The sequence below is a fragment of the Aeromonas sp. FL131 genome (genome assembly GCF_049860615.1).
GTDB classification, from domain to species: Bacteria; Pseudomonadota; Gammaproteobacteria; order Enterobacterales; family Aeromonadaceae; genus Aeromonas; species Aeromonas hydrophila.
The window spans coordinates 2,933,594-2,946,759 of sequence record NZ_CP187595.1 but is presented as its reverse complement, the minus strand read 5'-3'; the positions used below and the strand labels follow the sequence as shown (position 1 = coordinate 2,946,759).

Annotated in this window: 14 protein-coding genes, 1 tRNA gene and 2 pseudogenes; 11 read left to right on the top strand and 6 right to left on the bottom strand. The window is 63.1% G+C overall.

All coding sequences use genetic code 11. The features are described from left to right. The first annotated feature begins 7 nt into the window (after window positions 1–7). Window positions 8–81, top strand: a tRNA-Cys gene (locus tag ACPW75_RS13560). A 63-nt stretch (window positions 82–144) separates the two neighbouring features. Here ACPW75_RS13560 and ACPW75_RS13555 read toward each other — a convergent pair. Then, window positions 145–438 (bottom strand): hypothetical protein, encoded by a 294-nt coding sequence (locus tag ACPW75_RS13555; RefSeq protein ID WP_011706880.1) that lies wholly within the window; start codon window positions 436–438, stop codon window positions 145–147. Window positions 439–652: 214 nt separating this feature from the next. Between ACPW75_RS13555 and ACPW75_RS13550 the strand changes: the two genes are divergently transcribed. The 9 genes and pseudogenes from ACPW75_RS13550 to ACPW75_RS13510 all read left to right on the top strand — a co-directional run. Beyond that, window positions 653–853 carry a YbfA family protein gene (locus ACPW75_RS13550; RefSeq protein WP_011706879.1) on the top strand — a complete coding sequence of 67 codons (201 nt, stop codon included), beginning with the start codon at window positions 653–655 and terminating at the stop codon, window positions 851–853. Between the two features lie 358 nt (window positions 854–1,211). After that, on the top strand, window positions 1,212–1,475 hold the full coding sequence (locus ACPW75_RS13545; RefSeq protein WP_016351554.1) for a BufA1 family periplasmic bufferin-type metallophore: 264 nt from the start codon (window positions 1,212–1,214) through the stop codon (window positions 1,473–1,475). Between the two features lie 71 nt (window positions 1,476–1,546). Continuing rightward, window positions 1,547–2,395, top strand: a complete 849-nt coding sequence (locus tag ACPW75_RS13540; protein ID WP_077098201.1) for a DUF692 domain-containing protein — start codon at window positions 1,547–1,549, stop codon at window positions 2,393–2,395. Beyond that, complete coding sequence (locus ACPW75_RS13535; protein ID WP_077098199.1) at window positions 2,388–3,143, top strand: DNA-binding domain-containing protein; 756 nt, start codon at window positions 2,388–2,390, stop codon at window positions 3,141–3,143. Before ACPW75_RS13540 ends, ACPW75_RS13535 begins: the two co-directional genes overlap by 8 nt. 5 nt (window positions 3,144–3,148) lie before the next feature. Next, complete coding sequence (locus ACPW75_RS13530; RefSeq protein WP_077098197.1) at window positions 3,149–3,592, top strand: DoxX family protein; 444 nt, start codon at window positions 3,149–3,151, stop codon at window positions 3,590–3,592. 78 nt (window positions 3,593–3,670) lie between these two features. Further along, the gene (locus ACPW75_RS13525) at window positions 3,671–4,132 is read left to right on the top strand and encodes a GNAT family N-acetyltransferase (protein WP_077098195.1); all 462 of its coding nucleotides are present in this window, start codon (window positions 3,671–3,673) and stop codon (window positions 4,130–4,132) included. A gap of 193 nt (window positions 4,133–4,325) precedes the next feature. After that, window positions 4,326–5,621: a methyl-accepting chemotaxis protein gene (locus ACPW75_RS13520; protein WP_179101542.1), complete on the top strand. Its 1,296-nt coding sequence runs from the start codon at window positions 4,326–4,328 to the stop codon at window positions 5,619–5,621. Window positions 5,622–5,749: 128 nt separating this feature from the next. Next, window positions 5,750–6,370 (top strand): DUF3332 domain-containing protein, encoded by a 621-nt coding sequence (locus ACPW75_RS13515; protein WP_077098193.1) that lies wholly within the window; start codon window positions 5,750–5,752, stop codon window positions 6,368–6,370. An 87-nt stretch (window positions 6,371–6,457) separates the two neighbouring features. Then, window positions 6,458–6,796, top strand: a pseudogene (locus tag ACPW75_RS13510) (metal-dependent phosphohydrolase); the annotation flags it as partial. Window positions 6,797–6,824: 28 nt separating this feature from the next. Here ACPW75_RS13510 and ACPW75_RS13505 read toward each other — a convergent pair. Continuing rightward, window positions 6,825–7,742 (bottom strand): IS5 family transposase, encoded by a 918-nt coding sequence (locus tag ACPW75_RS13505; RefSeq protein ID WP_024946304.1) that lies wholly within the window; start codon window positions 7,740–7,742, stop codon window positions 6,825–6,827. Window positions 7,743–7,820: 78 nt separating this feature from the next. On the opposite strand from ACPW75_RS13505, the pseudogene ACPW75_RS13500 reads away from it, so the two are divergent. Further along, window positions 7,821–8,891 (top strand): annotated as a pseudogene (locus tag ACPW75_RS13500) (HD-GYP domain-containing protein); the annotation flags it as partial. A 70-nt stretch (window positions 8,892–8,961) separates the two neighbouring features. Here the strand turns inward: ACPW75_RS13500 and ACPW75_RS13495 are convergent. From ACPW75_RS13495 to ACPW75_RS13480, 4 genes are all read right to left on the bottom strand, one after another. Then, the gene (locus ACPW75_RS13495) at window positions 8,962–10,020 is read right to left on the bottom strand and encodes an FUSC family protein (protein ID WP_077097296.1); all 1,059 of its coding nucleotides are present in this window, start codon (window positions 10,018–10,020) and stop codon (window positions 8,962–8,964) included. 64 nt (window positions 10,021–10,084) lie between these two features. Continuing rightward, window positions 10,085–11,830, bottom strand: a complete 1,746-nt coding sequence (locus ACPW75_RS13490; protein ID WP_077097294.1) for a bifunctional molybdopterin-guanine dinucleotide biosynthesis adaptor protein MobB/molybdopterin molybdotransferase MoeA — start codon at window positions 11,828–11,830, stop codon at window positions 10,085–10,087. Then, window positions 11,827–12,465, bottom strand: a complete 639-nt coding sequence (gene mobA, locus ACPW75_RS13485; protein ID WP_077097292.1) for a molybdenum cofactor guanylyltransferase MobA — start codon at window positions 12,463–12,465, stop codon at window positions 11,827–11,829. The genes ACPW75_RS13490 and mobA overlap by 4 nt, the downstream gene beginning before the upstream one ends. Continuing rightward, window positions 12,437–13,132, bottom strand: coding sequence for an energy-coupling factor ABC transporter ATP-binding protein (locus ACPW75_RS13480; RefSeq protein WP_005303221.1), 696 nt, complete (start codon window positions 13,130–13,132; stop codon window positions 12,437–12,439). Before ACPW75_RS13480 ends, mobA begins: the two co-directional genes overlap by 29 nt. Window positions 13,133–13,166 lie beyond the last annotated feature (34 nt).

Sequence of the window (13,166 nt, the reverse complement as noted above, 5' to 3'; positions counted from 1 at the left end):
TCAGCATGGCGCGTTAGCAAAGCGGTTATGCAGCGGATTGCAAATCCGTTTAGTCCGGTTCGACTCCGGAACGTGCCTCCATCTTCTTCCTGTTTCATCCCATAACGCATTTCCATCACGCCAGCCCGGTGTGGATGACTCTGCTCAATATCCTTGCTGCAACAACAGCTGCTCACAGCCTTGCTGCTGCCACTCCCGCTCCAGATAGCGGTTGACCTGCGTCAGGTCCTGTCCCCGGTATTGAAACTGCACTTCGGCCGAGTGTTCGGTCACATCCATCATCTTCTGTTTCAACTGGCCGCATTGCCACATGCTGACGGTGGGCGCACCCTTGTAGGCCAGCGTGATGCTGTCGGCCTGGTTGAGCTGCCAATCCTGCCATTCCGACCAGAGCAGCAGGCCCAGTATCCCTATGATCGCCATTTCTGCGGGTTTCATCGCACCGACTCCATCTTGAGTGCCAACTCATTAAATCTGGTCGACGGGAGCTGCTTTGCCAGCTTTTGTTGCCTGTAAGTTAATGGATGTAACCCAATTTCACTTTAAGGCTTTTAAGGGATCTTTTTGCAAAAAAATGGGAATCTTGGTGTAGTAATCCTACAAATTGTGGAGTAATCTTTGCTCAGTGGTCTTACCAGTAAGGAGTTCTATCATGTTTCATCCCTATTCCCTGACTCAGATAATTCTTCGTCGCATCTATGTGCTGCTGGTGGGTATGCTGGCCTTCCCCGTGATGCTGTTTCGCAGCGATCGGGCCCGTTTCTACAGCTATCTGCACCGGATCTGGAACAAGACCAGCACCAAGCCGGTATGGCTCAAGATGAGCGAGCGTGGCGAGCGGATCTTCTACTAAGTCAGGTTTCAATTGAAAAAGACAGCTGCGGCTGTCTTTTTTGTCATTAAGTATCGGCCGCCGATGCCCGCACGGTTGTATCGTGCCAATCAAACCCCGCCCTCTGGCGGGGTTTTTTATTGCCTGCATCCCTGGGATTGGCGGCGGCAGGGTGGCGCAGTGCACATCTTCATGGTGAAAGAGCATTTGAAAGATGAATGAAATAACCCTTTAAAAACAGTCTGTTGCCAATTGTGCTTTTTATAGATGTGCCGATTTTGCATTTTTTTTGAAATCAATTCGCCGGCGCTCCGGTTCTATGGAGGGCATCCGGTCGTGACCGATCGGGCACACCACACACAATCAGAAGGAACAGAAAATGAACGTTAAAAAGAGCACAGCCATCGCCTCCGCCATGACCGGTCTGCTGGCCCTCGGCGCCCAGTTCGTCGCCGCCCCTGCCATGGCGGCCGATGAGAAGGAGAAGTGCTACGGGGTGGTGAAGGCGAGCAAGAACGACTGCGCGACCAAGACCAGCTCCTGCGCCGGTACCGCCAAGATGGATGCCCAAGGTGACGCCTTCGTGGTGGTGCCAAAGGGGCTGTGCGAGAAGCTGGCAGGCGGCTCGCTGCAACCCAAGTAAGGCTGGGTGCCACGGTGTTGCCTCAGGGGCACCGTGGCCTTCTTTTGGCTGGTTTGCAGCGAGGCTTTGCGATGAACCCCTTAATTGGTATTGGATTGCGCACGCCCCATTACGACGAGATATTGCGCACCCTGCCGGCGGTTGGCTGGCTGGAGGTGCACAGCGAAAATTACTTTGAACGTCACAGCCGGGGTTTTCAGGTGCTGAGCGAGCTGGCCAGGCACTATCCCGTCAGCCTGCACGGCGTCGGCATGTCCTTGGGCTCGGCCGATGGGCTCGACCTTGATCACCTCGCCAGCCTCTCGGCGCTGGCCCGCGCCATCAAACCGGTGCGCATCTCGGAGCACCTCAGCTGGGGCAGCATTGGGGGGCGCCACTTCAACGATCTGCTGCCGGTCCCTTATACCCGGGAGAGCCTGCTCAACATGAGCGACAAGATCATGCAGGTGCAGGAGGCGCTCGGCTGCCGGCTGCTGATCGAGAACCCCTCTTCATACCTGCAACTGGCGGGGGAGATGCCGGAGTGGGAGTTTCTGGCGGAGCTGCAGCGGCGCAGCGACTGCGCCATCCTGCTCGATCTCAACAACCTCTATGTCAGTGCCTTCAACCATGGCTTTGCGTGCAGCGACTATCTGGCTGCCATCGACATCGCTACGGTAGGCGAAATTCACCTGGCCGGTTTTACCGATCAGTCCCTGCCGCAGGGGCACCTCTATATCGACACCCACAGCGCGCCGGTGAGCGAACCTGTGTGGGCCCTCTATGACGAGATCTGCCGCCAGCGCGCCATTCCCACCCTGATCGAGTGGGACCTCGAGATCCCGCCGCCCCCCGTGCTGTTGGCAGAGGCCGAGCGCGCGAGCGCCATGCTGGACGCCGCCATGGCCACCCATCTTGTGCCGGAGGCCGCCCATGTCTGAGCTGGCTCGCCGGCAGCAGCAGTTTGCCGAGGGGCTGCTTGGCCAGAGCGAGGCCATCCTGCCCCACATCCACTCCCGTCTCTTTACGGCGGATGCCGTGCTGCAGGTCTATCGCAACCACTTCATCCTGAGCCTTGGCGAGGTACTGGCGGGCAGCTATCCAGCCGTCAAAGCCATGGTGGGGGAGGCGTTTTTCGACGCCGCTGCGCGCGGCTTCGTGCTGGCAGAGCCCCTCTACGAAGGGAGCGTGATGCACTACGGCGCTGGCTTTGGCGACTGGCTTGCCCGGCTGCCGACCACCGCAAATCTGCCCTGGCTGGGGGAGCTGGCCCGCTTCGAGTGGGCACTGGAGCGCACCAGTTTGCTGGCAGCCGAGGAGCGCCACTGGCCGGCCGAGCGGGTAGCCGCCTTGCCGCCAGCGGCCTGGCAGACGCTGGTGCTGAGCCCGGCCTGCGATCTGTGTCTGTTCGACAGTCCGCACCCGGTTGATGCCCTCTGGCAGATGGCCCTGCACGAGGGCGAGACAGTGCAGGATCTGGCGGCTCCCGCCTGGCTCGCCCTCAAGAAACAGCCCGATTGTCGGGTATTGCCGCTGAGCCTGAGCGAAGGAGAGTGGCGTCTGCTGGATGGCTGCCGCCAGGGCATTGCTCTGTCGGCCCTGCTGGAGCAGGACTGGCAGGCTGCAGAGTCTCTGACCCGCCTCGTCACCCTGGGCCTGCTGGTCGATGTGACCTCAACGCTGGAGTAAATACGATGACAAATCACAAGCGGACACTGATGCAACCGGTGGGCCCCGCCGTTCCCTGGTGGCTGAGCGGCGCCCTGTTGCTGCTGGCCAGGTGCTGGGTGGCGGTGGCCTTCTTTCGTTCCGGCTGGCTCAAGCTGAGCGCCTGGGACAGCACCCTTTATCTGTTCGAGTTCGAGTATCAGGTGCCCCTGCTGCCCTGGCAGTGGGCGGCCAGGCTTGGCACGGCCACCGAGCTGTTGCTGCCGGTGCTGCTGCTGGTCGGGCTCTTTACCCGACCGGTCGCCGCCCTGTTGTTTGCCTTCAACATGGTGGCGGTGATCTCTTATCCCACTCTCTGGGCCGGCGGCTTTTACGATCACCAGCTGTGGGGCTGGATGCTGCTGACCCTGGTCGTCTGGGGCGCGGGGCCGCTGGCCTGGGACCAGTGGCGCCTTGCCAGGCGGGCGTGAAGTATCCACACTGGCGCTTTGATCAGGCGCATGCGGGGAGCCTGTTCACCTCAACGAGCGTCAAAAGGAGAAGCGCCGATGATCATCCGTCAGGCAACGCAGACAGACATTCCCGCGCTGGTGACCCTGCGCATGGCGCTGTTTTGCGAGGTGGGGGAGCTGAGCGAACCGCTGGCCGACCTGGATCTCTGGCAGGCGACCAGCCGTTACTTCAGCACGGCGCAGGCCGAGGAGAGCGCCCGCTCCTGGGTGGCGGAAGTGGATGGCGAGGTGGTGGCGAGTGCGACCCTGGCCCTCTTCGTGCGCCCGCCCTATCCCGGCAACCTGGCGGGAAGGGAGGGTTATCTGCTCAACATGTATACCCTGCCGGCCCACCGCCGGCAGGGGTTGGCCGGCGCCCTGCTGGGTCAGATGGCGGACTATGCCAGAGCGCAGCAACTGGGCCGGGTCTGGCTGCACGCCAGCGACGAGGGACGCCCGCTCTATGAGCGGATCGGTTTTGTGGCCAATCCGGCTTATCTGGAGTGGCAGCCCGGGTGATCCCTCGCCGGGCCTTGCACTTATCAGACGCAGGCGGCACTGCGAGCCCCTCGCCGGCTGTGGCAAAATGTCGGCCAAATTCTGATCGCACCACGGTGCTCAACTAAGATCAGCCTCAACAGGTTCGTGACGGTTCACCCAGCACCGAGTCTTGTGCCCTTTTCCACCTTGTCAGTACAGAGGTATGACATCCATGTTCAACAACAAGCTGAAGGCGCAGTTGCAGGCCTGCCAGGCGCAGCTGGCCGAATCCCAGGGCTTCGTGGAGGCGGTCAAGGAAGGGATCGCAACCATCATGTTCACCCCGGATGGCGAGATCCTGGAGGCCAACCAGCCATTCTTGAACCTGATGGGTTACAGCGCGATGGAGTTGCAGGGGCAGCACCACCGGATGTTTTGCAGCCCGGAGCTGGCTCGCTCTGCCGATTACCAGCAGTTCTGGGCCCAGCTCAAGCAGGGCCGGGTCAAGTCCGGCATTTTCTCGCGCCTCAACAAGCGGGGCGAGGTGGTCTGGCTGGAGGCAAGCTACTTCCCGGTCAAGTCGCAGGGGCGGGTGACCCAGGTGATCAAGATCGCCAGCGATATTACTGACAAGCATCAACAACTGCTGAGCCAGCAGGCGATCACCAAGGCGCTGGAACGCTCGCTGGCGATGATCGAGTTCACCCCCAATGGCGACATCATTTCGGCCAATCCCAACTTCCTGGGCTGTGTCGGCTACACACTGGCCGAGATAAAGGGGCGCAATCACCGCATGTTCTGTGATGACGCCTTCTATGAAGAGCACCCCCGCTTCTGGGAGGAGCTGGCACAGGGCCAGTTCAAGTCCGGGCTCTTCTTGCGGCGCAACAGCCACGGCGAGGCGATCTGGCTGGAGGCAACCTACAACCCCATTCGCGACGAGAGCGGCAAGGTGAGCCGGGTCATCAAGTTTGCCAGCGACATCACCGAGCGGGTCACCAAGAGCCACGCGGTGCGCGATGCCGCCCAGGTGGCTCATGCCACGGCGCAGGAGACCCTGCGCAGTGCCGAGCAGGGGGCGGATCTGCTGCGCTCTGTGGTGGACACCTCGTCGCTCATCAGCGAGCAGGTGGACAAGACCATCCTGCTCATCAACCAGCTCAACGAGCAGTCCAGGAGCATCGAGGCCATCGTCTCCACCATCAGCAGCATTGCCGATCAGACCAATCTACTGGCCCTCAATGCGGCCATCGAGGCGGCCCGTGCCGGGGATCAGGGGCGCGGTTTCGCAGTGGTGGCCGATGAGGTACGCCAGCTGGCGGCGCGTACGTCGCTCTCTACCGACGAGATAGCCAAGGTGGTGCAGAAGAACCGTGAGCTGACCGCTAGGGTGACCGATGACATGGCCAGGGTGGCCGGCAGCGCCGAGCTCGGCAAGCAGCAGATCGACAAGGTCAACGAGGTGATGGCGGAGATCCGGGAGGAGGCCAACAACGTCTCGGCGACCGTCTCCAGCCTCTCCATCTGATACCGGTCAGGGTGCCTGTCTCGCCAGAAGCGGGCTGTCACCCTGACCGTCATTTCGACAGGCTGTATGAATGGTGAGCAGTCGATATCCCAGTCTGAACCCCCGCTGTATCGCGCCCTGCTTGTGAATTGCCCGCTGGCGGCGGCCTGTTTAGGCTTGCCGCCTCATTATTTCTGGAGCAAGCGAAGACGATGGCAACGAGAAGAAAGGGCAGGGCACTGGCGCTGCTGGCGGGCATGGTGGCAAGCGTGGGGCTGAGCGGCTGCATGGGGCAGATGGGGCTCTCCTCCATGGTGACCAAGGGCAACCTCAGCGTGGTGGACAACCGTTACGGTCGGGCCGGGGTCTTCGTCCTGCTCTCGCCGGTCTACGGCCTGGCGGCCACCGCCGATCTGTTCGTGTTCAACACCATCGAATTCTGGTCTGGCAAGAACCCCATCACCGGCAAGTCGCCTGCGCTGGTGGATCAGAAGCTGGACGCCCTGATCAAGGTCAATCAGCACCTGGATCCGTCCCTCAACAAGGTGCCGCTGGCCATGCTGCCGCAAGGGGTGCGCGAGGTGGAGGTGAGCTACCCGGACGAGCGCACCGCCCAGATGGAGGTGCACTACCTGGACGGGCGCAGCAGCCTGATGCGTGGCGAGAAGCGCGGCGCGTTGCTGGACATCTACTTCGACGGCCGGCTGGTGTCGACCCTGACGCCGGCCCAGCTGGAGGAAAAAGCCCGGACTGGCAGCGCCGAGGTGTAAATTCATCTGAATCCAGATCTATTCCTCTCTGGATAAGGTATATCTAGTCAGCAGGCAAGATCGCCATGATGTCCAAGGGAGCAGGCTATGACGGTGAATGGATTGCGGTTGGCAGAGTTGATTGGTTCCCTCAGTCATGCACTCGACATGACCGAGGGGCAACCAAGAGGGCACTGCATTCGCTGTTGCTGGATAGGTTCCCGGCTGGCCGAGCGGTTGGCGCTGGATGCCCGGCAGCGCCATGATCTCTATTACATGCTGCTGCTCAAGGATCTGGGGTGCAGCAGCAATGCGGCCCGTATCTGCGAGCTCTATCTCACCGACGATCTTCACTTCAAACGCGACTTCAAGCTGGTGGATGGCTCCCTCTCCGAGGTGGTCAACTTCGTGCTGGGCCAGGCGTTGTTGATCAAATCCGTCGCTGGATGGCCGTTCCCCAACCCGTTGATACCACTCAATTCACTGGCTGGCGAACAGGCATACCAAGCCCTATCAGCTTGTTCATCACCTTCACGCCAGCCAGGATTTCGCCCACCTGGGCGTTGTAGTTCCGCAGGCTCAGCGTTGGCCCGATGAGTTGCTTGAACCGGTACATGGCGGTCTCGGCTATCGAGCGCTGGTGATAGCCGGAGTCTTTCTTCCATTGCTTCAGTTCACCGGCCTTGAGCGCCGTCACCGCCTCGTTGCGGGGATGGTCTTCCTCCCACGGTGCCGCATTTTTTCTCGGCGGTATGGTGGCTTTCGCCCCCTTCTTCTTCAGTAGCGCATGACAGGCCTTGGTGTCATACGCACCATCGGCGCTGACCTGTTTTATCTTGCGTCGTAAGGGGTTGAGCAACGTCGGTAACACCTCGTTATCCGCCACCGTCTCCAGGCTGACTTCGGCAGCGATGACCGCATGGGTTGTGGCATCCACCGCCAAGTGGAGCTTGCGCCACACTCGTCGCTTCTCCTTGCCGTGTTTGCGAATTTTCCATTCGCCTTCGCCATAGACCTTGAGGCCGGTGGCATCAATGACCAAGTGAGCCACCGGGCCTTGGCTGGGGAGGCGGTACTTGATGTCGACGGTCTTGGCGCGCTTGCTGATACAGCTATAGTCCGGCGACTGCAAAGGCACCGCCATCAGTTGGAACAACGAGTTAATGAAGCCTTCTAGCGCCCGCAGCGGCAACTTGAACAAGCCTTTTAGCATCAGGGCCGTCTCAATGGCGGTGTCACTGTAGTGGAAACCTCTCCCTCGGCGGCCATGGTGGACCAGGCAATGCCACTGCTTAATGGCTTGTTCGTCCATCCAGATGGTCAACGAACCGCGTTGCACCAAGGCTTGGTTGTACTGCTGCCAGTTGCTGATCTTGTGCTTGGACTTGCCCATCTGATGCTCTCGGAGACTGCGCTACAGGATCAGATCACCGAGATGACAGATAGTTCCCCGATTTGAGCAACAAGGCCGCTGGGCCATACCGGCCTGCAGGCGGACCTGCTGGGGCGTTTTCGCAGCCTGTTCCATATCTTTCGCAACGGCGATCAGATAGCCAACGAACTGATCCAGACCCGTTGTCATCGGGGGGCGGACATTGCTCGCCAGCTGCGGTTCAGTGAAGAGGTCGCCGCCGGCATCCTCTCTCTGGACGAGCACTGGAACGGCAAAGGTCGACCGTTGCAACTGGCCGGTGACGCGATTCCGCTCTTCTCCCGCATTGCCCTGCTCTGCCAGGTGGTGGATGTGTTTCACGCCGCAGCTGGCCCAGATGCAGCCCTCAAAGAGCTGCGTGAGCGCAGTGGCAGCTGGTTTGATCCTCAATTGGTTAGCGAGTTTGAAGCGTTGGCGGATGACGACTTCTGGCAAGGACTGGCGGATCCCGGTTTGGCTGAGTGGGTGTTTGTTCACCCGGCCGGGCAGGGGGAAGTCGCTCTGGATGAAGATTATCTGGACGAGATCGCGGCGGCGTTCGGCCAAGTGGTGGACTCCAAAAGTCCCTACACCGCCGGTCATAGTGGCCGGGTGGCGCTCTATACCGACATCCTCGCTACCCAGATGGGCCTGTCCGAGCAGCGGCGACGCTGGCTCAAGCGCGGCGCCCTGCTCCATGACGTGGGAAAGCTGGGGGTGAGCAACGCCATTCTCGACAAGCCGGGCAAGCTGGATGCGCAGGAGTGGGCCGCCGTGCAGATGCATGCCGCCTATACCGAGGAGATCCTGAGTCGCATCGGGGCGTTCGAGGAGCTGGCGCAAGTGGCAGGGGCGCACCATGAGCGCCTCGATGGCAAGGGTTACCCCAAAGGATTGAAAGGGGACGAGATAGCCTTGGAGACCCGCATCATCACCACGGCCGACATTTTTGATGCCATCACTGCCAAACGGCCCTATCGCGGTGCCATCCCGGTGCCCCAGGCGCTGGAGATGATGGCCGAGACGTTGGGGTCAGCGATTGATCCGGACTGCTTTGCTGCCCTGCAGGCGGGGATCCAGGATTTTTCCCTCTACCTCCCGCTCGAGCAGCCGCTGGCAAACGCCAGTTAATGTTGGCGCCATATTGGGCCTCAAGTCATTGGCCTTTTAACGAAAACGCCCCGCAAAGCGGGGCGTTTTGCTATGGGTGGCTCTGACTGCGGGGCGGGTGCATCACCAGGCCCAGCAGCCGGCGCAGGTGGGTGAGCTGTTCGGTGAGCTGCAGGTTGAGCCACAGATAGCCGCTGATGGCGGCCTCGCCGCCGGCGTCGATCCGCACTCTACCGGCCGCCTCCTGCAGACGGCTGATGGCCAGCTCCGAGCCCTGCAGCTCGCCGCTTTTGAGCATCAGCGCCAGCTCGCTCATCAGCACCTCGGTCGCCTGCTGGCAGGCACGCAGCTCCGGGGTGCTCTGCATCAGAAAGTGGCTCTGGCGATCGCGCCAGTAGGTATTGGCCAGCATCTCCAGGGTGCAGAGGGTGTTGCGCATGGTGGTCTGGATCGCTTCGAACAGGGCGCTGCCAAGGCGGGTCTCCTTGACGGCCGGGGTGAGCAGGGGGCGCAGACTCACCATCTTGGAGAGCAATCTGGCGTGGCTGTGGGCGAGCCGTGGCCGTTCCAGCACGTTGGGGGAGAGGTGGGTGTGATAGAGCCGCTGGGCCTGCTGCAGGGTGTCGTGCATCTGCAGCCGCCAGTGGCTGTAGGCGCGCTGGGGATAGATGCTGCAAAACAGCAGCGCCAGCAATGAGCCCAGGATCACGTCGGCACTGCGCCACAGGGCGGTTTCGATGTCGCCGGGCATGGCCCCCATGGTGACGCCGAGGGTGATGCCGATGAGCAGCCCCACGTAGGGGCGCTTGCCGAGTGCCAGATAGCCGCACAGAAACATGATGCAGCCGCACCACAGCAGCATCAGCGGCAGGGAGTAGAGCTCGAGATAGAGCGCCACCACCCCGCAGCTGGCGCCGAAGATGGTGCCGACCACCCGCTGCAGGGCGCGCGACAGCACATTGCCCCAGAACGAGATGGGGCCCATCACCACCACCAGGGTGATGAGGGGCCAGGTGCTTTCCGGCAGCTTGAGCTCGCGGGTCAGCAGAAAGGTGAGCATGAAGGCGAGCGCGATGCGTAGGCCGTGGACGATGCGGTAGTGACCGTAGATCAACAGATCGAGTCGGGAGAGGGGGGCATTCAGGCGCAAGGGACAAGCCTCGGATTTCATGGGGGCAGCCACCCCGCCACGCCCGGCGGGGTGGACACCGGTATCAGGCCACTCGTCCCTGGAGTGGGTGGATCCAGACCCGCTCGCCGACCGCGATGGCTGGCTGGGCGGGGACGATTTCAATCAGGCAGTTGGCATCGCTCATGGAGCTGAGGATGCCGGAGCCCTGCGGCCCGGTGGTGCGAACCCGCAGCACGCCACTGGCATCCTGATGGAAGATGCCGCGCAGGAACTCGGTGCGTCCCGGCCGGCTCTTCATCTGCTGCTCGGCCAGCGCCGACAGGCGCAGCGGCTGCCACACCCGGCCCTGCAGGCGGGCGATGGCGGGCTCGACGAATTGCAGGAAGCAGATCATGGCGGCCACCGGGTTGCCGGGCAGGCCGAAGAAAGGGGTCTGCCCCAGCTTGCCGAAGGCGAGTGGACGGCCCGGCCGCATCTGGATGCGCCAGAAGGCGATCTGGCCAAGTTCGGCCAGCACCTGCTTGATGAAGTCGGCATTGCCCACCGACACCCCGCCCGAGCTCAGCACCAGGTCTGCGTCGGCCGCGGCCTGTGCCAGCTGTTGGCGCAGGATGACGGGATCATCGGGGATGATGCCAAGGTCCATCACCTCGCAGCCGGCCCCGGCGATGAGCGCCATCAGGGTGAAGCGGTTGCTGTCGAAGATGTGGCCGGGTGCGAGCGTCTCGCCCGGTGCCTGCACCTCGTCGCCGGTGCTGAACAGCGCCACCTTGAGCGGTGCGCGCACGCTGAGCCGGGCTTGACCAAGGGATGCTGCAAGCCCGAGCTGAGGGGCACCGAGGCGGGTGCCGGCCGCGATGGCGACCGCGCCCAGCGCCAGATCTTCCCCGGCTTGGCGCACGTTCTGCCCCGCCTTGACGGGGGCGCTGACGCTGACCCACTCACCCTCAATCTGAGTCTCTTCGCGCATCACCACGGTGTCGACGCCGGGGGGGAGCGGGGCGCCCGTCATGATCTGCACCGCCTCGCCCGCCAGTACCGGCTCGCTGCGCGGCTGGCCCGCCAGCACTTCTCCCACCAGTTGCCAGCGGCCGGCGGCGAGATCGTCGCTGCGCAGGCCAATGCCGTCCATCGCCGAGTTGGCGTGGGGCGGCACATTGATGGGGCTGACGAGATCCTCCGCCAGCACGGCGCCGTGGCAGCGGGCGAGCGGCAGGTCGATGCTGCGGGTGGCAGGCTCGAGTGCGTCAAGAATGGCCTGGCGCGCCCCTTCGACCGACAGGAAACCGGCCCCCGGTGCCTGCTCTTGCTGCCGGCTCTGCGCCAGGTAGGCGCAGACGAAGTCGGCGATGGCCTCCAGATCATTGATGTCGAGCCGGGGCAGGGCGGTCTCTGGGGGCTGGTCGCTGGCCACGGCGATGATGTCGCGATCGTCTGGGAACAGCAGCGGCTTGCCGATGGCGGCGCGGTGCAGCTCGATTTTCGGGAAGTGCTCGTGCTTGAACCCTTCCACCAGCAGCAGGTCGAGGCTGCGCTGATCGAAGCTGGCCAGCAGCTCGCGAAAATCGGCCTCACCCAGATCGGTCTCGATGATGCGGGCGTGACGGCGGCGGGAGGCCACCATCATCTGGCAGGCACCGGCCTGGCGCAGGCGGTGGCTGTCTTTGCCCGGCTGGTCGATGTCAAAGTCGTGGTGGGCGTGCTTGAGCACCCCGAGGCGCAGGCCGCGGCTCACCAGCAGGGGGATGAGCTGCTCGAGCAGAGTGGTCTTGCCGGTGCCGCTCCAGGCGGCAAAGCCGAGCAGGGGCAGGGTGGGGGCCGGGGTCATGAGGTGGCTCCTTGTCCGGTCGTGGCGTCTGGCAGGCGCGTCTCGTAGGCGGCCAGCTCGTCCGGGCTGTTGAGATTGATGAAGGCATCCGGCTGGTCGGCAAAGCTCACCACCGCCATCTGGTGGCGGGCAAACCAGATATCGATTTTGCGCTCTCCCTCGGCCAGCGCGGCGGACAGGGAGGGGAGCAGGGATTTGTGCAGCAGGGCGACCACGGGTTGCAGCCAGTCACCGTCATGGGCCACCACCAGCTCGGTCGCCGGGGTCAGGGCGGCGCGAAAGCGCGCCATCAGATCGCGGGGCAGGGCGGGGCCGTCGCAGGGCACGAACAGCACCCAGTCGTGGCGGGCGGCGGCAAGGCCTGCCTGCATGCCGGCCAGTGGGCCGAGATAGTCGGGGTTGTCGTCACCGATGACCGGGGCCAGCGCCTGGTAGCGGGCCTGGCTGCGGTTGGCGTTGATCAGGATCTCGTCCACCTGGGGCCTCAGTCGGTCAAGCACGTGGTCGATGAGCGGGCGGCCCGCCAACTCGACCCAGCCCTTGTCGGCGCCCCCCATGCGGGTGGCACGGCCGCCGGCCAGCACCACGGCGGAGACGGGAAAGCGGTCAGTACGAGGTTCGCTGTTTGAGGTCATGTCGCTCGATGATTTTCAAAGGAGTGGGTTCGTGCAGCCGGCCCCGGGCGAGGGTCCATTGCCGCTCGCACAGGTCGGTCAGATCGTTGCTCTGGTGGCTGATGATGACCAGGCCGCTGCCCTGTTCCCGCAGATCTTGCGCCATGGCGGCCATCAGGGCAACCGAATGTGCATCCAGATTGGCGGTGGGCTCGTCCATCAGCAAAAAGGCGGGCTGCAGTGCCCAGGCGCGGGCCATGGCCAGCCGCTGACGCTCGCCGCCAGACAAAATGCTGATGTGCTCGCGTGCCAGGCTCTCCAGTTCGACCCGGCGCAGTGCCTCGAACACCCGCACCTCGTCGGCGGCGCGATGGCCGAGGGCCCAGGCCACGTTGTCGTGCACACTGCGATCAAACAGGTAGGGGGTCTGGTGCAGGTAGGTGACCCGGCCCGGCCCCGGATCGCGCTTGAGCCACTGACCGAGCTTGCCGCGCCAGCCAGAGGGGAGGTTGGTGTGGCCCCGGGTCGGGGTGAGCAGGCCGGCCAGGATCTTGAGCAATGTGGTCTTGCCCACCCCGTTCGCCCCGCGCAGCCAGATGGCGTCGCCGGCCGCGATGGAGAGCTGTTCAATCTGGAACAGGTCGCGCTCGCCAAAGCGCATCATCAGCTGGTGGGCGGTCAGGGCCATGGCGTACTCCGGTGGATGGACGGTGGGGGCATGG

What these genes read in the sequence shown, in the direction of transcription:
- ACPW75_RS13555 (WP_011706880.1), bottom strand. Translation starts at nt 438, where the DNA reads ATGAAACCCGCAGAAATGGCGATCATAGGGATACTGGGCCTGCTGCTC.
- ACPW75_RS13550 (WP_011706879.1), top strand. Translation starts at nt 653, where the DNA reads ATGTTTCATCCCTATTCCCTGACTCAGATAATTCTTCGTCGCATCTAT.
- ACPW75_RS13545 (WP_016351554.1), top strand. Translation starts at nt 1,212, where the DNA reads ATGAACGTTAAAAAGAGCACAGCCATCGCCTCCGCCATGACCGGTCTG.
- ACPW75_RS13540 (WP_077098201.1), top strand. Translation starts at nt 1,547, where the DNA reads ATGAACCCCTTAATTGGTATTGGATTGCGCACGCCCCATTACGACGAG.
- ACPW75_RS13535 (WP_077098199.1), top strand. Translation starts at nt 2,388, where the DNA reads ATGTCTGAGCTGGCTCGCCGGCAGCAGCAGTTTGCCGAGGGGCTGCTT.
- ACPW75_RS13530 (WP_077098197.1), top strand. Translation starts at nt 3,149, where the DNA reads ATGACAAATCACAAGCGGACACTGATGCAACCGGTGGGCCCCGCCGTT.
- ACPW75_RS13525 (WP_077098195.1), top strand. Translation starts at nt 3,671, where the DNA reads ATGATCATCCGTCAGGCAACGCAGACAGACATTCCCGCGCTGGTGACC.
- ACPW75_RS13520 (WP_179101542.1), top strand. Translation starts at nt 4,326, where the DNA reads ATGTTCAACAACAAGCTGAAGGCGCAGTTGCAGGCCTGCCAGGCGCAG.
- ACPW75_RS13505 (WP_024946304.1), bottom strand. Translation starts at nt 7,742, where the DNA reads ATGGGCAAGTCCAAGCACAAGATCAGCAACTGGCAGCAGTACAACCAA.
- ACPW75_RS13490 (WP_077097294.1), bottom strand. Translation starts at nt 11,830, where the DNA reads ATGACCCCGGCCCCCACCCTGCCCCTGCTCGGCTTTGCCGCCTGGAGC.
- mobA (WP_077097292.1), bottom strand. Translation starts at nt 12,465, where the DNA reads ATGACCTCAAACAGCGAACCTCGTACTGACCGCTTTCCCGTCTCCGCC.
- ACPW75_RS13480 (WP_005303221.1), bottom strand. Translation starts at nt 13,132, where the DNA reads ATGGCCCTGACCGCCCACCAGCTGATGATGCGCTTTGGCGAGCGCGAC.